Below are 21,120 nucleotides of genomic sequence, written 5' to 3' on the forward strand. Positions count from 1 at the left end.
TCGAACAGGTACACCTCGCCGTACCGATCTCAGGAAGCCCCGGAGGAGGTACGTGTGCGCACCACAAGAACCGTCCCCGTGCTCGCCCTTGTGACCCTCGGATCCCTGTTCCTCACCTCGCACAGCGCCGTCGCCGACCGCCCCGCGCCGACCCGGGAGCGTGCCGCCCCCGACGAACGGGCCGCCCGCACCCCCGTGAGCGCCGCTCTGCGGGCCCTCGCCGAGGACGCCCCCGCCCTCGACCGGACCGTCCGCGGCTACCCGCGCGAACAGATCCTGACCCCCGACCCCGAGAACCCCGCCGACAAGTCCCTCAAGCTGGGCCTCACCCCGTACCACGCCATCGCCCCCGAGCTGAACGCCCTGCAGCGGCTCGGCGACCGGGTGAGCGTGGAGATCGCGGGCCGTTCGGCCGGCGGGCACCGGCTCTATCTCGTCACCGTCACCGCTCCGGAGACCGACCGCCAGGCCCGCGCCCAGGAGCGGATGCGCGAACTCATCGAGAACGCCCCCTCGGCGGCGGCCAAATCCCCTGAGATCGAGAAGAGTTACAAGACCCCCGTCTTCTTCAACAACAACATTCACGGCAACGAGTGGGAGGGCACCGACGCCTCCCTGAAGCTGATCGAGCGGCTCGCCACGGCGAACGACGCGCGCACGAAGGACCTTCTCGCCCGCAACCGCCTCTACTTCAACATCACCGCCAACCCGGACGGCCGGATCGCCGGCACCCGCGCCAACGCCAACGGCTTCGATCTGAACCGGGACTTCGTCACCGCCTCGCAGCCCGAGGCGCGGGCGATGCGGCAGATCATGCTCGACAAGCAGCCGGCCGTGATGCTGGATCTGCACGGGTACGTCAACGGCACCCTCATCGAGCCCACCACTCCCCCGCACGGCGAGAACTACGAGTACGACCTGTTCCTGAAGAACACCTACGCCAACGCCCTCGGCATGGAGGCCGCGGTCAACGGCCTCGGCTACACCCCGCAGAAGGACGGGGTGCAGCCCGCGCAGATCCCGTTCCGCGACCAGGAGGAGGGCTGGGACGACTGGCCGCCGATCTTCACCCCGCAGTACGCGGCCTTCCACGGCACGGTCGCCGCGCACACGGTGGAGATCCCGATGCGGGTGAACAACACCGCCTACGACACCCTGCCGGAGAGCGAGCTGCGCCGCCGCTCGGCGATCAACACGGACGTGGCGGGCGCCGCCCTGCGCGCCACCCTCGACTTCGTCCAGGAACGCCGCACTTCGCTGATCGCCGACCAGATCGAGGTCTTCCGGCGGGGCACGGTCGGCGCGGCACAGGTGCCGGTGTCGTCCGAAACGGTTCCGGGCGTACCGGGCATCGGACCCGAGGACGTGTACACGACCACCTTCCCGCGCGCGTACGTCATCCCCGGCGGGACGACCGCCGCCGCCCGTCTCGTCGACCACCTGATCGCCAACGACGTCCGCGTCACCCGCGCCACCCACCCCTTCCGGCTCGGCGGGCGGACGTACCCGAAGGGCTCGTACGTCGTGGACCTGCGCCAGCCCAAGCGCGGCATGGCGAACGTGCTGCTGGCCGACGGGCGGGACATCAGCGACAAGGTGTCGGTGATGTACGACATCTCGGGCTGGAGCCTGGGGCGGTTGTGGGGCGCCACGGTGGACGCGGTGCCTTCCGGCAGCCTGAGCGGACTTCCGCTGCGTCCCGTCGAGGCGGCCGCGTCCGTCGGCCATGTCGCCCCGCGCGGCGACCTGCGGCTGCGGCTGACCGACCCGAGTGAGGTGGCCGCGCTCAACTACCTGCTCGAGAAGGGGATTTCGGTACGGCAGGCGCCGGACGGCAGCGCGATCGTGCCCGGGTCGGCGCGGGCCCAGGCGGCGGTGGCGGCACGGACGTACGACGTCGTCTTCGACGCGACGCGGATCGGCGGCGGCCGTGAGCTGCGCCGGGTGCGGGTGGCGGCGGCCGTGACGCCGGGTGAGCTGTTCGCGCTGCGGGAGATGAACTTCGAGGTCACGCCGGTCTCCACGGCGGTGCTGAACGCGGGGTTCGACTGGTCGTCGGCGGATGTGCTGTTCGTGTCGGCGGGGCTGGACCACGACGGCCTGAACTCGGCCGCCCGCACGGCACTGGACGCCTTCCTCGCCGAGCACGGGCTCGTCGGGCGGGGTGCCGTGGGCGCCGCGCTCAACTCGGCGGTCGGGCTGCTGGCGGCGAAGCCGGTGGAGGGCAACGGGGACGCCAACGGCGTGGTGCGGCTGGTGGATTCGGGCGGCCGCGCGGACCATGGGTTCGTGTACGCGCCGGTGTGGTTCACCGATCTCGGGCCCGGGGTGCGGGTGGAGCAGTCGTACGCGACCGGGAATCCGTTGCTGTCCGGGCACTGGCGGCCGGGCGAGGACGGCTCGGGCGGGCCCGCGGACGCGGCGGGACAGGCGGCGGTGGTCAGCGGCCCGCGGGCCGTGCTGTTCGGCACCGAGCCGCTCTTCAGGGATCATCCCAAGGGAGAATTCGCCCAGGTGGCAGGGGCGTTGTTCACCATGGCACACGCGCACAGCGGTTAGTAATCGAGGAGAGCGGATGACGCTGGAGATCCACGGCACCGTCGCGGACGGGTTCGAGGCGGTGCGCGAGGAGTTCGCCGCCTTCGTGGCCGAGACACGGCCCGACTACGAAGGACAGTTGTGCGCGTACGTGCACGGCCGCAGGGTCGTCGACCTGTGGACGGGGGAAGGCGCCGACGCGGAGTCGCTGTACGGCGTGTTCTCGTCGACCAAGGGAGCCGCCCATCTCGTGGTCGCCCTGCTGGTGCAGGACGGCACCCTGGAGCTGGACCGCAGGGTGACGTACTACTGGCCGGAGTTCGGGGCCGAGGGCAAGGGCGCGCTGACGCTGCGCGATCTGCTCGCGCACCGGGCCGGTCTTGTGGGCCTGGACGCCGGGTTCTCCGCGGAGGAGCTGGCCGACGACCGGGTGATCGCCGAGCGGCTCGCCGACCAGCGGCCGTTCTGGCGTCCCGGCACCGCCTTCGGCTATCACGCCCTGGTCATCGGGGCGCTGACCGGCGAGGTGGTCCGCCGGGCCACGGGCCGTACGCTCCAGGAGGTGTACGAGGAGCGGGTGCGCGCGCCGTACGGGCTGGACTTCTTCCTGGGCCTGCCCGCCGCCCTCGAACCCCGCTTCCGCTCGGTCCAGCCGATGGCTCCGACGCCGGAACAGCAGGCGCTGCTGAACGCGACGATGACCGGTCCGCACACGCTCTCCTCGATCGCCTTCAACACGCATGTGCCGGAGCCGGGTGAGCTGGTGGACCACGCCAACTCCCGTACCGTGCGCGCCAAGGGCCCCGCCTCGGCGGGCGGGGTGGCCGCCGCGCGCGGGCTCGCGGGGATGTACGCGGCGGCGCTCAGTGAGGTGGACGGGCGGCCGCCGCTGCTGAAGCCGGACACGATCGCCGAGTTCGGCCAGATCCATTCCGTGGGCTACGACCTGGTGGCCCGGGCGCACAAGGCGTTCGGCCTGGGATTCCAGGCGACGGCGGACGTCTGGTACCCCTTCCTCGGCGCTGGCACCTTCGGCCACAGCGGAGCGGGCGGCTCCCAGGCCTTCGCCGACCCCCGCAGCGGCCTGGCCTACGGCTACACCAGGCGCCGCTGCGCGTTCCCGGGCGGTGCGGCACCGGAGAACGTACGGCTGGTGCGGGCAGTACACACGGCGGCACTGGCCGTCTGACACAGGCGAAGGCCGCACCCCACGTCCAAGGGTGCGGCCTTCGTCGTACACAACGAGCGACCTCAGACCAGCGTCACTGTGATGTTGCCCCGCGTCGCCTTCGAGTACGGGCACACCTCGTGGGCCTTCTTGAGCAGGCTCCGGGCCGTCTCCGCGTCGACGTTCGGGATGCTCGCGGAGATCTCCACGATCAGGCCGAAGCCGTCGTCGTTCTTGCCGATGCCGACCTTCGCGGTGACGGTCGAGCCGGTGATGTCGGCGTTCTCCTGGCGGGCGACGACGCCGAGGGCGCCCTGGAAGCAGGCGCTGTAGCCGGCGGCGAACAACTGCTCCGGATTGGTGCCGGCGCCGCTGCCGCCCATCACGGCCGGCGGGTTCACGATGACGTCGAGCTTGCCGTCGTCGGTGGCCACGCGGCCGTCGCGGCCGTTCTCCGCGGTGGCCACGGCGGTGTACAGGACGTCGGACTGCTGAATCGGCATGCGGTGTCTTCTCCTCCTCGGTCCGCCGCGACTCGCGCCCACGATCGACGACGGTTTCGGAAAGAAGTTACCGCATGCCGGAAACAGCGGGGAAGGTTCAGAGCTTGACGATCATCTTCCCGGTGTTGTCGCCGCGCAGAACCCCGAGGAAGGCCTCCAGGTTGTTCTCGATGCCCTCGACGACCGTCTCGCGGTACTTCAGCGCGCCCGAGGCGACCCAGGGGCCGACCTCCTGGACGAACTGCGGCTGGAGGTCGTAGTGGTCGCCGACCAGGAGGCCCTCGATACGGCCGCGGGTCTGGATCAGGCGGGCGAGGTTGCGCGGGCCGGGGGCGGCCTCGGTGTTGTTGTAGACCGAGATCATGCCGCAGACGGCGATCCGGCCGCCCCGATTGAGGAGGCCGATGGCCGCCTCCAGGTGGTCACCGCCGACGTTGTCGAAGTAGACGTCGACACCGTCGGGGGCGGCGGCGCGCAGCTGCTCGCCGACCGGGCCGTTCTTGTAGTTGAAGGCCGCGTCGAAGCCGTACTCCTCGACCAGCAGCTTGACCTTTTCGTCGGAGCCGGCCGAGCCGATGACCCGGGAGGCGCCCTTGAGCTTGGCGATCTGGCCGACCTGGCTGCCCACGGCACCCGCGGCGCCGGAGACGAAGACCGAGTCGCCCTCCTTGAAGGCGGCGGTGCGCAGCAGGCCGGCGTAGGCGGTGAGGCCGGTCATGCCGAGGACGCCGAGGTACGTCGACAGAGGCGCGGCGTTCGCGTCGACCTTGACCGTCTGGCCGGCGCCGACCGTGGCGTACTCGCGCCAGCCGCCGAAGTGCAGGACGTGGTCACCGGGGGCGATGCCGTCGATGTTGGAGGCGATGACCTCGCCGACGGCGCCGCCCTGCATGACCTTGCCGAGTTCGAAGGGGGCGACGTAGGACTTGGCGGAGCTCATCCTGCCGCGCATGTACGGGTCGACCGAGAGGTAGGCGTTCCGCACCAGCACCTCGTCCGGCCCGGGCTGCCGGATCTCCGCCTCCACCAGCGCGAAGTCCTCGGGCTTCGGCCAGCCCACCGGGCGGCTGAGCAGGTGCCACTCGCGGCTGACGGCGGGGAGGGCGGGGGACTCGGACATGGCGGGTGACCTTCCTGAATACTTCAGTACGTGAAACAACCATGCGCCTGAATATTTCAGGATGTCAAGTACGCTGGATCCCATGGCCACACCGCACAAGACCCACCGCCCCGATGAGCTGACCTTGGAGGTCGTCGACCTCATCGGGTCCGTTGTGGCGCGGTATCACGAGGAGTACGAGGACGCCGCCGCCGAGCATGCGCTGACCGGGGCACAGGCCCGGTTGCTGGGGTTGCTGTCGCTGGAGCCGTTGCCGATGCGGAAGCTGGCGCAGCGGCTCAAGTGCGAGCCGTCGAATGTGACCGGGATCGTGGATCGGCTGGAGTCACGGGGGCTGGTCGAGCGGCGGCCTGATCCCGCGGATCGGCGGGTGAAGGTCGCGGCCGCTACGGCGGAGGGGCGGCGGGTGGCTCGTAGCCTGCGGGAGTCTCTTCGGTTCGCCCGGGAGCCGCTCGCGGGGCTCTCCGAGGACGAACGGCTGTCTCTGCGGGATCTTTTGCGGCGGATGCTGGAGTCATAGCCTGCGGCTAAGCAGGTCGGGTCAAGTCCACTACGGTTCGGCAGCGAACCGACGGCATATCGCGGCACTTCCAACGGAGCGCTTAGCTGCACCACCAGAGGAAGCGCGTGCACGTCTCCGACGGCTCCGGGTTCGGGACCGCCGTCGTCGGATCCGGCGTCGGTGTCGGGGCCGGGTCCTCCTTCGTGGGCTCCGGGGCCGCCGTCGCGTCCGGGGCTCCGCCGCCCGTCGCCGACGACTGCGTCTCCTTCGTCGGCTTGTCCTCGGGCTTCTCCGACTCCTTGTCCTTCTCGGACTTCGACGGCGACGGGGACGCGGAGGCGTCGGGGGATGCCGCGCCCGTCGCCGTGTCCGTCACGTCGCTGGTCGGCTCCTCCGATTCACCCGCGCCGGCTTCCGCGTCATCGTCCGCCGACACATCGCCCGCCGCGGCCGGGTTCGCGGGGGACGAACCGGGGGCGTCCAGGCCCAGCTCGGCGAGGCTCAGGCCGCCGGCGGCGAGCACGAAGCCCGCCGTGATCATCAGGGTGCGGCGCCTGCGGCGCCGATGCGCCGCCGCCTTGCGGTCGCGGCGGCTGGTGCCCGTGCCGCCCTCAGGGGCGGTCTCCTCGCCCTCGGGCTGAAGGTCGTCCTCGCCACGTCCACGCCGCCCCTGGGCCGCCCGACGGCTCGCCGCCCGGCCTCCCGGGCGCGCGGCCTCCGCGGCCGCACCCACCTCGACCGGCTCCGGCTCGCGCTCGGCTTCGTCGTATGCCTCGTACGGAGCCGTACGCGACGCCTCTTCGCTCGCGTACGTGCGGAGATCTTCGACCGGCGCGCCGCAGCCCGGGCAGGCGAGGGCGCCATTCAGGTGCCGTCGGCACGGGTGGCAGTAGTCCATGACGCGGGAAGACTAAGTTCCGCACAGATAACGTTCATAGGGCCGCCTGTGAAAATTGTGTGCGGAACTACCCCCTCCAGCACGCTGGTTGAGGTATACGCCCCATCCGTCACCGATGCCGCACCGAAAGCCGTGTCGAAAGCGGTGTCGAAACCGTTATGCGTTCGACCCATTGACACTCCAGCCACCCCCTCCCTACTGTCACGTCAGCATTTCGAACGTGTGTCGAAATTTCGAACACACGCAATGGGCCGACGACGCAGCAAGGGACAACTGCCGTGCGCATCACCGGAATCAGCACACACGTGGTCGGAACGCCGTGGCGCAACCTGACCTACGTCCAGGTGCACACCGACGAGGGAATCACGGGAGTCGGCGAGACCCGGATGCTGGGCCACACCGACGCACTGATCGGCTATCTGCGGGAGGCCGAGGCCAATCACATCCTCGGCTCCGACCCGTTCGCCACGGAAGACCTCGTACGCCGTATGAAGTACGGCGACTACGGCCGCGCGGGTGAGATCGTGATGTCCGGTATCGCCGTCATCGAGATGGCCTGCTGGGACATCAAGGGCAAGGCGCTCGGGGTGCCGGTCTGGCAGCTGCTCGGCGGCAAGGTCACCGACAAGGTCAAGGCGTACGCCAACGGCTGGTACACCACCGAGCGGACTCCGGAGGCGTACCACAAGGCCGCTCAGGGCGTCATGCAGCGCGGGTACAAGGCGCTCAAGATCGACCCCTTCGGCACCGGGCACTTCGAGCTGGACCACGAGCAGACCCTGTACGCCGTGTCGCTGATCGAGGCCGTGCGCGACGCCATCGGGCCCGACGCCGAGCTGATGCTGGAGATGCACGGCCGGTTCTCGCCGGCGACCGCCGTCCGGCTCGCGCACGAGCTCGCGCCCTTCAAGCCGGCCTGGCTGGAGGAGCCCTGCCCGCCGGAGAACCTCAAGGCGCTGGAGAAGGTGGCCGCCAAGGTCGACATCCCGGTCGCCACCGGTGAGCGGATCCACGACCGGATCGAGTTCCGTGAGCTCTTCGAGAGCCAGGCCGTCGACATCATCCAGCCCGACGTCGGCCACATCGGCGGCATCTGGGAGACGCGCAAGCTCGCCGCCACCGCCGAGACCCACTACATGCTGGTCGCTCCGCACAATGTCGGCGGCTCCGTCCTCACCGCGGCCTCCCTCCAGGTCGGCTTCACCTCCCCCAACTTCAAGATCCTTGAGCACTTCAACGACTTCGCGGACGCGGAAATCAAGAAGGTCGTCAAGGGCGCCCCGCAGGTGAACCCGGAGGACGGCTGCTTCCACCTCTCCGACGCCCCCGGCCTCGGGGTCGAGTTCGACGCCGACGCCGCCGCCGAGTTCCCGCAGCAGCAGGCCCGGTTCGACCTGTGGGCCGAGGGCTGGGAGCAGCGCAAGCCGAAGGGCACCGAGCAGTGAGCACCGCCGTTGTCATCGAGGCGCCCGGCGAGCACCGGCTGGCCGAGCACACTCCGCGCGAGCCCGGCCCCGGGGAGGCGCTGGTGCGCGTCCACGCGGTCGGCATCTGCGGCAGCGACCGCGAGGTGTATCAGGGCAACCGGCCCGAGGGGTACGTCCGTTACCCGCTCACCCCCGGCCACGAATGGTCGGGAACGGTCGAGGCGGTCGGCGCCGGAGTTCCCGGCTCCCTCGTCGGCCGCAAGGTCGTCGGTGAGGGGTTCCGCAACTGCCAGGTCTGCGACCGCTGCCACGCCGGTGAGACCACGCTGTGCACCGCCGGGTACGAGGAGACCGGGTTCACCCAGCCCGGCGCGATGGCGGCCACGCTCACCCTGCCGGCCCGGCTGCTGCACGCGCTGCCGGACGACTGCGATCTGACGGCCGCCGCCCTGCTGGAGCCGGCCGCCTGTATCGCCGCCGCGGCGATCAAGGCGAACGCCCGTCCCGGCGAGCGGGTCGCGGTGGTCGGCACCGGGACGCTCGGCATGTTCGCCGTGCAGTTCCTGCGGGCCGGATCGCCGGGCGAGCTGCTGGTGGTGGGCACCCGGCGGGACCGGGAGGCGCTGTCGAGGGACTTCGGGGCCACCGACTTCCGTACGAAGAACGCCGAAAGTCCAGCGCTCCCGGACGACTTCGACGTCGTCATCGAGACCGCCGGGTCCGCGTCCGCCGCACGCACCGCCGCCTCGCTGCTCAGGCGCGGCGGACGCCTGGTCCTGACGGGCATCCCGGCGCCGGGCGCCGAGGGCCTGGACCCGACGGACCTGGTCGTACGGCAGCTGGAGGTGCACACCGTCTTCGGGGCACCGCCGGACGCCTGGGCGCACACGGTCCGGGTGTTCGCGGCCGGGTTGCTCGATCCGCTGCCGCTCGTCACGCACGAGCTGCCGCTCGACGCGTTCCCGCAGGCGATCGAGCTCGTCGGCTCCGGTGATCCGAAGGTCGGCAAGGTCCTCCTTCGCCCCTAGACGTACGCCGGTACGGGAGCAACCTGACGGCTCCCGTACCGGCGTACACCCAAAGCCTTTTCCCACCCAGAGCCGCGAACTTCGTCCGAAATACCGAACAAGAAGGACAGCTTGTGACCGACGCTTCCGCCACGGCAGCCCGTCGACCCGGTGAGCAGGCGCTCGCCGCCCTCGGCCTGGGCGCGCCCGACCTCTCCCCCGCCGACGCCTCGCCCCACGCCTTCCCGGGCGGCGGCCGCTGGCGCACCGAGATCCCCTCGTGCGAGGGTCCCGAAGCGCTGGCGGTTGTCCTGAAGGAAGCCTCGCGGCTGGACGTTCCCATCCACCGGATCAGCCAGGGCAGCGGCGTGTGGATGCTCACCGACGCCGAGATCACCGAGATGGTCGAGGCGACCGGTGAGCGCGACATCGAGCTCTGCCTGTTCACGGGCCCGCGCGGCACCTGGGACATCGGCGGCTCCACCCGCACCGACTCCCGGGGCGCCGGACTGCGCGCCCGGGGCCACGACGCCGTCGCCGGATGCGTCGAAGACGCCGTCCGGGCAACGGAGTTGGGCGTCAAGTGCCTCCTCGTCGCCGACGAGGGCGTGCTGTGGACGCTGCACCGGGCACGGGCCGCCGGGATCCTCCCGGCCGACACGACGCTCAAGGTGAGCGCGCTGATCGGCCCGGTCAACCCGGCCGCCTACGCCGTCTACGAGCGGCTCGGCGCCGACTCGATCAACGTGCCCAGCGATCTGACACTGGACCACCTCACCGAGATCCGGCGGATCTCCGCCACCCCCATGGACATGTACATCGAAGCCCCCGACGACCTCGGCGGTTACGTCCGGATGTACGAGGTCGCCGAGCTGATCCGGCGCGGCGCACCGCTCTATCTGAAGTTCGGCCTGTCCAAGGCCCCCGCGATCTACCCGTACGGCCACCACCTGCGGGAGGTCACCCTGGCCACCGCCAAGGAGCGCGTGCGGCGCGGCCGGCTGGCTCTGGACCTGCTCGCCCGGCACGGGGTCGACGGGGACATGGCTCCGCTCGGCTCGCGGCTTCCCGGCGATCTCCGACGTTTCGAAACATATTCATAAAGGTTTCGGCGCCCTCTTCACACAAGGCGACGTAGTCAAACAGAATCCCACACACCCAGCCGTGCTGAGACATCAAGGAAGATGACCATGCGCAACCGCAGAGCCGCTCTCGCCGCGATAGCCACCGCCGCCTCCCTCGCCCTGACCCTGACCGCCTGCGGTCAGGACAGTGAGGGCGGCAGCGAGGAGGGCAAGGGAAGCACCGAAGGCGCCACCATCGGCATCGCGATGCCGACCAAGTCCTCCGAGCGCTGGATCGCCGACGGCAACAACGTCGAGAAGCACCTCAAGGACATGGGCTACAAGACCAAGCTGGTCTACGGCGAGGACGACCCCGACCAGCAGGTCGGGCAGATCGAGAACCTGATCACGCAGGGCGTCAAGGCGCTGATCGTCGCGGCCATCGACAACAAGTCGATGAACAACGTGCTCCAGCAAGCCAAGGAAGCCGACATCCCGGTCATCTCCTACGACCGCCTGATCCTCGGCACCGAGAACGTCGACTACTACGCGTCGTTCGACAACGAGAAGGTCGGCGAGCTCCAGGCCACCTACATCGTCGAGAAGCTCGGACTGAAGGACGGCGCTGGTTCGTCGTCGAAGGGCCCCTTCAACATCGAGCTGTTCGCCGGCTCCAACGACGACAACAACACCCGCTACTTCTTCCAGGGCGCGATGAACGTCCTGCAGCCCTACATCGACAAGAAGCAGCTCGTCGTCCGCTCCGGCCAGACCGAGCTGACCCAGGTCACCACCCTGCGCTGGGACGGCGGCACCGCCCAGAAGCGCATGGACGACATCCTCACCTCGGCCTACAAGTCCGAGCGGGTCGACGCGGTGCTCTCGCCGTACGACGGCATCTCCATCGGCATCCTCTCGGCGCTGAAGTCCGACGACTACGGCTCCAAGTCCAAGCCGCTGCCGATCGTCACCGGCCAGGACGCCGAGGTCGCCTCGGTGAAGTCGATCATCGCGGACGAGCAGTCGATGACCGTGTACAAGGACACCCGCGAGCTCGCCAAGGTGGCCTCGAACATGGTCGACGCGGTGCTCAACGACAAGAAGCCCGAGGTCAACGACGAGAAGACCTACGACAACGGCTCGAAGGTCGTCCCGGCCTACCTGCTGGAGCCGGTCAGCGTCGACAAGGCCAACTACCAGAAGGTCGTCGTCGACTCCGGCTACATCAAGGAAAGCGACCTCAAGTAACCGCCGACACCCACTGATTGGAAGGCACGACCATGGCGGGACCCGTCCTGGAAATGCGCTCGATCGTCAAGACCTTTCCCGGCGTCAAGGCGCTGTCGGACGTCACTCTGACCGTCCGGCAGGGCGAGGTCCACGCCATCTGCGGGGAGAACGGCGCCGGCAAGTCGACCCTGATGAAGGTCCTCTCCGGCGTCCACCCGCACGGCACGTACGAGGGCGAGATCCTCTTCGAGGGAGAGGTCTGCGAGTTCAAGGACATCAGGGCCAGTGAGCATCACGGCATCGTGATCATCCACCAGGAACTGGCGCTGATCCCCTACCTCTCCATCGCCGAGAACATCTTCCTCGGCAACGAGCACGCCACCCGCGGGATCATCAGCTGGACCGAGACGCTGCGGCACGCCACCGAGCTGCTGCGCCGGGTCGGTCTGAGCGACCACCCCGACACCCGCGTCGCCGACATCGGCGTGGGCAAGCAGCAGCTCGTGGAGATCGCGAAGGCGCTCTCGAAGAAGGTGAAGCTGCTCATCCTCGATGAGCCGACCGCGGCCCTGAACGACGAGGACAGCGGCAAACTCCTGGATCTGATCCTGGAGTTGAAGAAGCAGGGCATCACCTCGATCATCATCAGCCACAAGCTCAACGAGATCCGCAAGGTCGCGGACTCGGTGACGATCCTGCGCGACGGCCGGACCATCGAGACCCTCGATGTGAAGGCCGAGGAGACCACCGAGGACCGGATCATCAGCGGGATGGTCGGCCGGGACCTGGAGCACCGCTTCCCCGACCGCACTCCGCACCAGCCGGAGGAGGGCGCGGCCCCGGCCCTGGAGATCCGCAACTGGACCGTGCACCATCCGATCGACCAGCAGCGCAAGGTCGTCGACGATGTGTCGATCCAGGTGCGGCGCGGGGAGATCGTCGGCATCGCGGGTCTGATGGGCGCGGGCCGCACCGAACTCGCGATGAGCGTCTTCGGCCGCGCCTACGGCCGGTACGCGGGCGGCACGGTCCTCAAGGACGGCAAGGAGATCCGTACGAAGACCGTCCCCGAGGCGGTCAGGAACGGTATCGCCTACGTCACCGAGGACCGTAAGCACTACGGCCTCAACCTCATCGACACCATCAACCGCAATATCTCGCTCAGCGCTCTGGGCAAGGTCGCCAAGCGGGGCGTGGTGGACGAGCACGAGGAGCGGCAAGTCGCCGAAGAGTTCCGCAAGTCCATGAACATCAAGGCGCCCACCGTCTTCGAACCGGTGGGCAAGCTGTCCGGCGGCAACCAGCAGAAGGTCGTCCTCAGCAAGTGGATCTTCGCGGGTCCCGATGTGCTGATCCTGGACGAGCCGACGCGCGGAATCGACGTCGGCGCCAAGTACGAGATCTACACCGTCATCGACCAGTTGGCCGCCCAGGGCAAGGCGGTCGTCTTCATCTCCTCCGAGCTGCCGGAGCTGCTCGGCATGTGTGACCGCATCTACACGATGGCCGCGGGGCGGCTGACCGGTGAGTTCTCGCGGGCCGAGGCCTCGCAGGAATCACTGATGCGTCAGATGACCAAGGACAAAGAGGTATCCCGATGAGCACGGATGTGACCGCCAAGACGCCGGCCCCGGCGCCGCCCGGCAAGGGCGGTTCGGCCACCGGCGACAGACTGCTCCACCTGGTGGTGGACGGCATGCGCCGCAATATGCGGCAGTACGGCATGCTGATCGCCCTCGGTCTGATCGTGGTGCTGTTCGCCGTGTGGACCGACGGCGACCTGCTGCTGCCGCGCAACGTCTCCAACCTGGTGCTGCAGAACAGCTACATCCTGATCCTCGCGATCGGCATGATGCTGGTCATCATCGCGGGCCATATCGACCTGTCGGTCGGATCACTGACGGCGTTCATCGGCTCGATGGCCGCGGTGTTCATGGTGAAGAACGACCTGCCATGGCCGGTGGCCGTGGTGCTGTGTCTGGCCATGGGCGCCGTCGCGGGCGCGGCACAAGGGTTCTTCATCGCCTACGGCGGCATACCATCCTTCATCGTCACCCTCGCGGGCATGCTGATCTTCCGCGGTCTGACCGAGATCTTCCTGGAGGGCCAGACCCTCGGCCCGTTCCCGGAGGGCCTGCAGAAGGTCTCCAACGGCTTCATGCCCGAGATCGGCCCGGACACCAACTACCACAACCTCACCCTGCTGCTCGGTCTCGGACTGATCGCGTTCGTGATCTTCCAGGAGTTCCGTGACCGGCGCCGCCAGCAGGAGTTCTCGCTGGACGTCCCGCCGCTCAACCTCTTCCTGCTGAAGCTGGTCGCGATCGGCGCGGCGATCCTCACGCTGACGATGCTGCTCGCCAGCTACAAGGGCGCCCCGTACGTCCTGCTGGTCCTCGGTGTGCTGCTGGTCGGCTTCGGCTACGTCATGCGCAACGTGGTCATCGGCCGCCACATCTACGCCATCGGCGGCAACCTGCCCGCGGCCAAGCTGTCGGGTGTGAAGGACAAGAAGGTCACCTTCCTGGTCTTCCTGAACATGGGCATGCTCGCGGCCCTGGCGGGTCTGGTCTTCGCCGCCCGCTTCAACGCGGCCTCGCCCAAGGCCGGCCTCAACTTCGAGCTGGAGGCCATCGCCGCCTCGTTCATCGGCGGCGCGTCGATGAGCGGCGGTGTCGGCACGGTGCTCGGCGCGATCATCGGCGGTCTGGTCCTGGGCGTGCTGAACAACGGTATGAACCTCGTCGGCATCGGCACGGACTGGCAGCAGGTCATCAAGGGACTTGTGCTGCTGGCGGCGGTCGGATTCGACGTGTGGAACAAGCGCAAGGTCGGTTCGTAAGTCAGCTCGGGCCCCGCCTCAAGGCGGGGCCCGCTTCCTTTGCAGGAGCCGCAACATGGAACTGAGCAGACGTACCGTCATCGCCGGGGCGGCAGCCGCCGGTGTCACCGCCGCGATGAGCGGCACGGCACATGCCACAGGGGGACACAAGCCGGTGAAGTCGCTCTTCGGCAAGCTCGCCGACGGCACGAAGATCTACAGCTGGTCCCTGGAGAACGGAGGGACCCGGCTGAAGGTCCTCTCCTACGGTGGCATAGTCCAGTCCCTGGAGATCCCCGACCGGCACGGCCGCTGCACCAATGTCTCGCTGGGCTTCGACAACATCGAGGACTACGTCTCCTCCAGCCCCTACTTCGGCGCCCTGATCGGCCGGTACGGCAACCGCATCGGCAAGGGCAGGTTCACCCTGGACGGCAAGGCCTACCAGCTGTCCGTCAACGACGGCGAGAACAGCCTGCACGGCGGGTCCAAGGGCTTCGACAAGGTCGTCTGGGACATCGAGCCGTTCACCAAGGGCTCCGACGTCGGCCTGTACCTCCACTACACCTCCGTCGACGGCGAGATGGGCTACCCCGGCACGCTGAAGACCAAGGTGACGTACACCCTGACCCGCTCCGGCGACTGGCGCATCGACTACGAGGCCACCACCGACAAGGCCACCGTCGTCAACCTCACCAGCCACGTCTACTGGAACCTGGCCGGCGAGTCGAGCGGCACCATCTACGACCACGAGCTGTCCATCGCCGCCTCCCGCTACACGCCGGTCGACTCGGGGCTGATCCCCACGGGGGAGTTGGCGAAGGTGGCCGGCACTCCCTTCGATTTCCGCCGCACCAAGACCGTCGGCGAGGACATCCGGGTCGCGCACCAGCAGTTGCTGTACGGCAAGGGCATCGACCACAACTGGGTGCTGGACAAGGGCAGCACGGCGAAGCCCGAGTGGGTGGCGACCCTGCGGGACCCCTCCTCCGGCCGCACCCTGAAGATCGCCACGACCGAGCCGGGCCTGCAGTTCTACTCGGGCAACTTCCTCGACGGCACCCTCGTCGGCCCCGGCGGTTCCATCTACCGTCAGGGCGACGCGCTGTGCCTGGAGACGCAGCACTTCCCGGACTCGCCGAACCAGCCGTCGTTCCCGTCCACAACGCTGCGACCTGGGCAGACGTACCGGACGACCACGGTGCACTCGTTCAGCGCGTGACCCTGTGTCATAGCGCGTTCACAACTACCCGACAATTTCACAGGGGTTGAACAGCGCCTCACAGGCATCCGTACCTAAGGGTGGCCCGTGCTCCCCCGCACGGGCCACCCACAGACGGAGGTTGCCTTGGCTGAGAACGTCACCTCGCTGTTCCGCAGCACGGCGGCGCACAGCCCCTCGATGGCCGCGCTGGCCCGTGAAGGCGGTGACGGGGGCGGTCCGATCGATTTCTGCATCCCGTGCAACCCGTACTTCCCCACGCCCGCCATGTTCGACGACATGGCGGGCCGGTTGCGCGACATCATCACGTACTACCCCAGCAGCGCCGACACGATCACGGCCGAGCTGTGCAACCTCCTCCAACTCCCCCCGCAGGCCGTCGCGATGGGCAACGGCTCGACCGAGCTGATCACCTGGATCGACCACCTGCTGGTCCGTGAATCCCTCGCCATCCCCGTCCCCACCTTCGGCCGCTGGACCGACCAGCCCATGGAGACCGGCAAGCGGGTCGACATGTTCCCGCTCCAGGAGTCCAGCGGCTTCGCCCTCGACCTCGCGCAGTACGCCGAGTTCATCCGGGCCCGCGGCACGCGTGTCGCCGTGATCTGCAACCCCAACAACCCCGACGGCGGCTTTCTGCACCGGCACGCGATCGTGCAGTTCATGGACGCCATGGCCGACCTCGACCTCGTCGTCATCGACGAGTCGTTCCTGGAGTTCGCCGACGCGGAGGCCGAGCCGTCGGTCGTGCAAGAGGCGATGCTGCGGCCCAACGTCATCGTGCTGCGCAGTCTCGGCAAGAACTTCGGCCTGCACGGCATACGGTTCGGGTATCTGGTCGCCAACCCGGCGCTCGCGGGGCGGGTCCGCTCCATGCTCCCCAAGTGGAACCTCAACGCCTTCGCCGAGCACGTGGTGTTCATGCTGAAGAACCATGGTCCGGAGTACGCGGAGAGCCTGCACCAGGTGCGCCGGGACCGTCTGGACATGGCGAGCCAACTGGCTGCCCTCCCCGGCCTCACCGTCTACCCCTCCCAGGGCAACTTCCTCTTCGTGCGGCTTCCCGTCGGGGCCGAAGGCACCGTCGTCCGGGACCGGTTGCTCACCGAGCACCGGATCCTGGTCCGTGAGTGCGGCAACAAGATCGGTTCGTCCAGTCGCTTCCTGAGACTCGTAGTGCGCCCCCAGGTGGACGTGCGTCGCCTGGTGTCCGGCCTGGAACAGGTGCTCTACGGGACCAGGAGGGGAGCGGCCGCCGTGCCCGAGCTGGCTACAGGGACCAGCTACAGCTCGGGTACGGCGGCCGTGGACAGGTTGGTCGGCTCGTCGAACGGTGCCGGTATTCCGATGCCCGCGCCGATGCCTCCGGCGGCTGTATCGGTTCCGGCGCCCGTGCCTGCGGCGCCCGTACCGACGCCTGTGCCTGCGCCCGCGCCCATGCCCGCGGCGGCGGCTGTTGGGCCTACGCCGCCTGGTGTTCCGGCCCGCGGTGGGCTTACGGCGGCGCAGGTCCGTGGGACCACCGGGCCGGGGCTTGCACCTGCCCCGGCTACCGGGTGGCCCAATGCCGGGTGGCCGAACGCGGCCGGCATGGGATGACCGACCTCAGGTCGGATTCAAGCGCCACTGCTGGCAGTTGTTGTTCAGCCACGTCCACTGGCGGACATCCGTTCCGTCCGCTGTGCCGCAGTTCGCCACGTCTGCGACCTTGCCCGTGGCCTGGTTGACGATGCGGACGTAGCCGTCTGTCGTTGTCACGAAGCGGAAGCGCTGGCACGTGTTGTTCAGCCAGGACCACTGGCGTAGGTCCGTGCCGTCTGCCGAGGAGCAGTCGGCCGTGTCCAGGACCTTGCCCGTGGCCACGCTGACCAGGCGGTGGGTGTCGTCGCCCAGGTCCTCCAGGCGCCAGCGCTGGTTGGTGGCGCCGCTGCACGTCCACTGTTGGACATTCGCGCCGTCCGCCGTCGAACCACCCGCCACGTCAAGGCACTTGCCGCTGTTGCGGTTCGTGAGGGTGTACGTCGTGGACGCCGAGGACGGCTCACCGGACGGGCCCGCGAGACTGCTGCCCAGCGCCACCGGCGTGCCGAGGTTCGGGGAGCCGTCGGAGTTCCATGTGAACTTCTGCGCCCTGGTCGTACGGCCGTTGTCGCAGCCCTCCGACGCCGAGTCGTTGGCGTGGTAGACGATCCAGCTCTCCGTGCCGTCCGGGGAGGTGAAGAAGCCGTTGTGGCCGGGGCCGTACACGCCCGCCGAGTCGTTGCGCTGGAAGACCGGCGTGGACTTCTTCGTCCAGGAGGAGGCGGACAGGGGATCGGAGCCGGTCAGTCTCAGCTGGCCCAGCTTGTAGTCGGGCGTCCAGCAGCCGCTCGCCGAGTAGATCAGGTACGTCTGGCCGCCCCGCTGGAGAAGCTCCGGGCCCTCGTTGACCGTGCCGCCCGACCGTTCCCAGTCGTACGTCGGCGTCGAGATCGTGGAGAAGCCGGTGGCCAGGGTGTACGGGTTCGACATCCGGGCCGCGACCAGGTTCTGCGTGCCTCCGCCGGCGCTGCCGAACAGATACAGCTGACCGTTGATCGTGCCGACGGTCGGGTCCAGCATCCAGGCCGAGTTGAGCTGGTTCCGGTATGTGTAGGGGCCCATGGGGTCGGAGCCCGCGCTCTCCAGCACATGCGTGCGCTGCGTCGGGATGTAGTCGGAGACGTTCTGCCCGGCGACGTAGTACAGATACCAGCGGCCGTTGAGGTAGTGCAGTTCCGGCGCCCAGATGTTGCAGCAGCGCGATGCCGCGTCGCCCTGCCACACCTGCACGCTGGGTGCGGTGGCCAGGCCGGCCAGCGTCGTGGACTTGCGGATGGTGATCCGGTCGGTCCAACTCGTCGTCACCAGGTAGTAGTTGCCGTTGTGGTACGAGATCCACGGGTCGGCGCCCTTGACCGACTTCACGGGGTTGCTGAACGAGGCGGCACTGGCGGGCGTCTGGCCCAGGGCGAGCACGAAGACCAGCACGGCCAGCAGGGTCAGTATGCGACGGGCCATCCGCTGCTCCAGTTCAGGAGGTTGATGCCGAGCTTGGGCGTGCCGTTGTCCTGGCCGTCGTAGTAGTGGTAGACGATCAGGTCGCCGTCGACGTCGTTCATGATCGACTGTCCGCCGGGGCCGATGTACCGGCCGTGCGACTCCAGCACGGGCGTCCCGCCGTTGTTCATCATCGCCACGCCGTTCTTGTCGTAGTACGGCCCGGTGACGCTGGTGGCGCGGCCGACCTTGACCTTGTACGTCGAGCTGGCGCCCGCGCAGCAGGTGTCGTACGAGGCGAAGAGGTAGTAGTAGCCGTTGCGCTTGACGATGTACGGCGCCTCCACCGCCTTGGTGCCGGTCGGGCGGGAGGCGAGCGAGTAGCGGGTGGTGTTGGTGGAGAGCTGCTTGCCCGTGGACGGGTTGATCTGGATCATCTTGATCCCGGTCCACCAACTGCCGAAGGACAGCCACCACTTGCCGTCGCCGTCGACGAAGAGGTTCGGGTCGATGGCGTTGTAGTCGCTGGAGGAGCTGGACGTGTAGACGGTGCCGTAGTCCGTCCAGCTGCCCGGCAGGCCGGTGCTGGAGCCCGCGAGCCCGATGGCCGAGGTGTTCGAGCCGAACTTCGAGACGGAGTAGTACATCAGGTACTTGCCGCCGTGGTACGAGATGTCCGGCGCCCAGGCCTCCGGCACGGAGGAGTACGTCGACCACCAGCTCGGGCGGGAGGAGAAGGCGTCGGCACCGGCGCTGAAGGCGATGCGGTTGCTGGACGTCTTGCTCGCCATGCCGCCGCCGGTGGCGTAGAGCAGGTACTGGCCGGACGAGGTGCGGATCATCGTCGGGTCGTGGACGACCGTGGAGCCGGTGACCGTGCCGGGGTTGGGGTAGGCCGACGCGCTGGAGGGGATCAGGGCCAGCAGGGCGGCTGCGGGAAGGGCGAGGAGTGCGGTTCTGCGAGAGGTGCGGCTCACGCGGATCCTCCTTGCGGTGGGGGGAGTTCGGGCGCCCGATATTTCGAACGCTGATCGCAACTTCGGACGGACCGTAGAATCGAACCCCTTGCGCGTCAATGGTCCGCGCAGCAACTTCCGTAAAACGCCTCTGCCCTCAACGGCGCCACAGAGTAAGCCACCTTGCTTGCCGGGCAGGGTGCCCGGTCCTTCAGGGCCGAGGTGAATGCCCGCTCCCACGTAGCGGGGCAGGGGAAGCCGAGTCGCCGCCGGGGCGATTCGGCGGCTCGGGAGATACGGCGGTGAGGCCGGCCTTGAGCTGTTCGTGGTGCCAGCGGGTTGAGGCCCTGTGGTCGGGGTTGCTCTGGGAGGCACAAGCGTGTCGGTCACTCTCGCGGGTGATGTTGATCGAAGGCGTACGCGGGAGGGGAACGGGGTGGCTAGGTTCGTGGCATGTCGCGTTTCCGGATGTATCCGACGCCCGCGCAGGCCGAGCAGATGCTCACGCACTGCGCGCACGCCCGGTACGTCTGGAACCTGGCCGTCGAGCAGCACTCGCGCTGGCGCCGGTGGCGTAAGAGCGCGCCCGGTTTCGCGGAGCAGTGCCGCCAGCTCACCGAGGCCCGGCGGGTGAACGAGTGGCTGGGTGCCGGGAACGCGGACGTGCAGCAGCAGGCACTGAAGGATTTCGCCAAGGCCAAGAACGCCCGCTTCACCTCCGGGTTCGGTGAGCCGACCTGGCGCAAGAAGTTCCGTCACGAGGGCTTCCGGGTCATCGGCACCGACCGCGTGCCCGAGTACAACGAGGACGGCTCGCCGAAGCTGAACGCCAAGACCGGCAAGCAGGTCCTGGGGCGGTCGGTGGTCGTGCAGAAGCTCAACCGCAGGTGGGCTCAGGTCAAGGTGCCCGGCTGTGGCTGGGTCCGGTTCCGCCTCAGCGCCAAGGGCAAGGGTGCGAAGCTGCCCCACGCGAAGACGTTCCGGGTCACCTTCCGCAACGGGCAGTGGCACATTGCCTTCGCCGTCATCCCGGGCCTGACTCCTGCGCCCGGCACGGGAGAGGTCATCGGCATCGACCGGGGCGTCACGATCACCGCTGCCCTGTCGGACGGCCGGAAACTGAACTGCCCGCAGCTCACCGTCAAGGAACGCGCCCAGATCCGTAAGCACGAGCGGCGCGCAGCACGGGCGAAGAAGAACAGCCCGCAGAAGACGGCCGAGTACGCGAAGGCCGCCAAGCTCAGGGCGCGGGAGGCGAACCGGCGCAAGGACTGGTGCGAGAAGACCAGCACCATGCTCGCCCGCTCCTATGACGTGATCCGGTTCGAGAAGCTGAACATCAAGAACATGACCCGCTCGGCGAAGGGAACTATCGAGCAGCCCGGCAAGCACGTGGCGCAGAAGTCCGGCCTGAACCGGTCGATCCTCGCCCAGGGTTGGGGTCTGCTGCGTCAGCGCACCGAGCACAAGACCCCGGCCGGGTCGAGGACGTTCCCGCCTCCTACACCAGCCTGCGGTGCAGTGCCTGCGGTTGGATCGAGAAGAAGTCGCGCAAGAGCCAAGCCGACTTCGTGTGCGTGTCCTGCGGGTTCACCTGCAACGCGGATGAGAACGCAGCAGTCAATGTCGCGGCAGGACAGGGCGGG

At 68.6% G+C, this 21,120-nt stretch carries 16 protein-coding genes and 2 pseudogenes; 13 read left to right on the plus strand and 5 right to left on the minus strand.

The window, feature by feature from the left end; translation table 11 throughout:
* Positions 1 to 54: 54 nt before the first annotated feature.
* Together H4N64_RS07685 and H4N64_RS07690 are read left to right on the plus strand one after the other, a co-directional pair.
* Complete coding sequence (locus tag H4N64_RS07685; RefSeq protein WP_186281353.1) at positions 55 to 2,559, plus strand: M14 family zinc carboxypeptidase; 2,505 nt, start codon at positions 55 to 57, stop codon at positions 2,557 to 2,559.
* Positions 2,560 to 2,575: 16 nt separating this feature from the next.
* Positions 2,576 to 3,727, plus strand: coding sequence for a serine hydrolase domain-containing protein (locus H4N64_RS07690; RefSeq protein WP_186281354.1), 1,152 nt, complete (start codon positions 2,576 to 2,578; stop codon positions 3,725 to 3,727).
* Between the two features lie 62 nt (positions 3,728 to 3,789).
* Here the strand turns inward: H4N64_RS07690 and H4N64_RS07695 are convergent, their stop codons facing one another.
* Positions 3,790 to 4,209 carry an organic hydroperoxide resistance protein gene (locus H4N64_RS07695; protein ID WP_186281355.1) on the minus strand — a complete coding sequence of 140 codons (420 nt, stop codon included), beginning with the start codon at positions 4,207 to 4,209 and terminating at the stop codon, positions 3,790 to 3,792.
* A 97-nt stretch (positions 4,210 to 4,306) separates the two neighbouring features.
* Positions 4,307 to 5,329 carry an NADP-dependent oxidoreductase gene (locus H4N64_RS07700; RefSeq protein ID WP_186281356.1) on the minus strand — a complete coding sequence of 341 codons (1,023 nt, stop codon included), beginning with the start codon at positions 5,327 to 5,329 and terminating at the stop codon, positions 4,307 to 4,309.
* 82 nt (positions 5,330 to 5,411) lie between these two features.
* Here H4N64_RS07700 and H4N64_RS07705 point away from each other — a divergent pair, with 82 nt between their 5' ends.
* Positions 5,412 to 5,849 carry a MarR family winged helix-turn-helix transcriptional regulator gene (locus H4N64_RS07705; protein WP_186281357.1) on the plus strand — a complete coding sequence of 146 codons (438 nt, stop codon included), beginning with the start codon at positions 5,412 to 5,414 and terminating at the stop codon, positions 5,847 to 5,849.
* Positions 5,850 to 5,931: 82 nt separating this feature from the next.
* Here H4N64_RS07705 and H4N64_RS07710 read toward each other — a convergent pair whose 3' ends face one another.
* The gene (locus H4N64_RS07710) at positions 5,932 to 6,729 is read right to left on the minus strand and encodes an SCO2400 family protein (protein ID WP_186281358.1); all 798 of its coding nucleotides are present in this window, start codon (positions 6,727 to 6,729) and stop codon (positions 5,932 to 5,934) included.
* Between the two features lie 278 nt (positions 6,730 to 7,007).
* Here H4N64_RS07710 and H4N64_RS07715 point away from each other — a divergent pair, with 278 nt between their 5' ends.
* The 8 genes from H4N64_RS07715 (at position 7,008) to H4N64_RS07750 (ending at position 17,099) form a co-directional block, all read left to right on the plus strand.
* Complete coding sequence (locus H4N64_RS07715) at positions 7,008 to 8,174, plus strand: enolase C-terminal domain-like protein (protein ID WP_186281359.1); 1,167 nt, start codon at positions 7,008 to 7,010, stop codon at positions 8,172 to 8,174.
* On the plus strand, positions 8,171 to 9,184 hold the full coding sequence (locus tag H4N64_RS07720) for an alcohol dehydrogenase catalytic domain-containing protein (protein ID WP_186281360.1): 1,014 nt from the start codon (positions 8,171 to 8,173) through the stop codon (positions 9,182 to 9,184). Before H4N64_RS07715 ends, H4N64_RS07720 begins: the two co-directional genes overlap by 4 nt.
* Positions 9,185 to 9,297: 113 nt before the next feature.
* The gene (locus H4N64_RS07725) at positions 9,298 to 10,266 is read left to right on the plus strand and encodes a glycosyltransferase family protein (protein ID WP_186281361.1); all 969 of its coding nucleotides are present in this window, start codon (positions 9,298 to 9,300) and stop codon (positions 10,264 to 10,266) included.
* Between the two features lie 87 nt (positions 10,267 to 10,353).
* A complete protein-coding gene (gene chvE / locus H4N64_RS07730) occupies positions 10,354 to 11,475 on the plus strand; it encodes a multiple monosaccharide ABC transporter substrate-binding protein (RefSeq protein ID WP_186281362.1) in 1,122 nt (373 codons plus the stop codon).
* Between the two features lie 32 nt (positions 11,476 to 11,507).
* Positions 11,508 to 13,058 (plus strand): multiple monosaccharide ABC transporter ATP-binding protein, encoded by a 1,551-nt coding sequence (mmsA, locus tag H4N64_RS07735; RefSeq protein WP_186281363.1) that lies wholly within the window; start codon positions 11,508 to 11,510, stop codon positions 13,056 to 13,058.
* Positions 13,055 to 14,299 carry a multiple monosaccharide ABC transporter permease gene (gene mmsB, locus H4N64_RS07740; protein ID WP_186281364.1) on the plus strand — a complete coding sequence of 415 codons (1,245 nt, stop codon included), beginning with the start codon at positions 13,055 to 13,057 and terminating at the stop codon, positions 14,297 to 14,299. Before mmsA ends, mmsB begins: the two co-directional genes overlap by 4 nt.
* Before the next feature lie 55 nt (positions 14,300 to 14,354).
* Positions 14,355 to 15,500 carry an aldose epimerase family protein gene (locus tag H4N64_RS07745; protein ID WP_186281365.1) on the plus strand — a complete coding sequence of 382 codons (1,146 nt, stop codon included), beginning with the start codon at positions 14,355 to 14,357 and terminating at the stop codon, positions 15,498 to 15,500.
* 126 nt (positions 15,501 to 15,626) lie between these two features.
* Positions 15,627 to 17,099: a pyridoxal phosphate-dependent aminotransferase gene (locus H4N64_RS07750; protein WP_186281366.1), complete on the plus strand. Its 1,473-nt coding sequence runs from the start codon at positions 15,627 to 15,629 to the stop codon at positions 17,097 to 17,099.
* Between the two features lie 6 nt (positions 17,100 to 17,105).
* Here the strand turns inward: H4N64_RS07750 and H4N64_RS07755 are convergent, their stop codons facing one another.
* Together H4N64_RS07755 and H4N64_RS07760 are read right to left on the minus strand one after the other, a co-directional pair.
* Positions 17,106 to 18,539 carry a family 43 glycosylhydrolase gene (locus H4N64_RS07755; protein WP_186281367.1) on the minus strand — a complete coding sequence of 478 codons (1,434 nt, stop codon included), beginning with the start codon at positions 18,537 to 18,539 and terminating at the stop codon, positions 17,106 to 17,108.
* Positions 18,521 to 19,495, minus strand: a complete 975-nt coding sequence (locus H4N64_RS07760) for a family 43 glycosylhydrolase (RefSeq protein WP_186281368.1) — start codon at positions 19,493 to 19,495, stop codon at positions 18,521 to 18,523. The genes H4N64_RS07755 and H4N64_RS07760 overlap by 19 nt, the downstream gene beginning before the upstream one ends.
* A 477-nt stretch (positions 19,496 to 19,972) precedes the next feature.
* Between H4N64_RS07760 and H4N64_RS07765 the strand changes: the two are divergent.
* A pseudogene (locus tag H4N64_RS07765) lies at positions 19,973 to 20,884 on the plus strand (RNA-guided endonuclease InsQ/TnpB family protein); the annotation flags it as partial.
* 26 nt (positions 20,885 to 20,910) lie between these two features.
* Positions 20,911 to 21,042, plus strand: a pseudogene (locus tag H4N64_RS44870) (hypothetical protein); the annotation flags it as partial.
* Between the last annotated feature and the right edge of the window lie 78 nt (positions 21,043 to 21,120).

The sequence above is a fragment of the Streptomyces cupreus genome (genome assembly GCF_014257025.1).
GTDB classification, from domain to species: domain Bacteria; phylum Actinomycetota; class Actinomycetes; order Streptomycetales; family Streptomycetaceae; genus Streptomyces; species Streptomyces cupreus.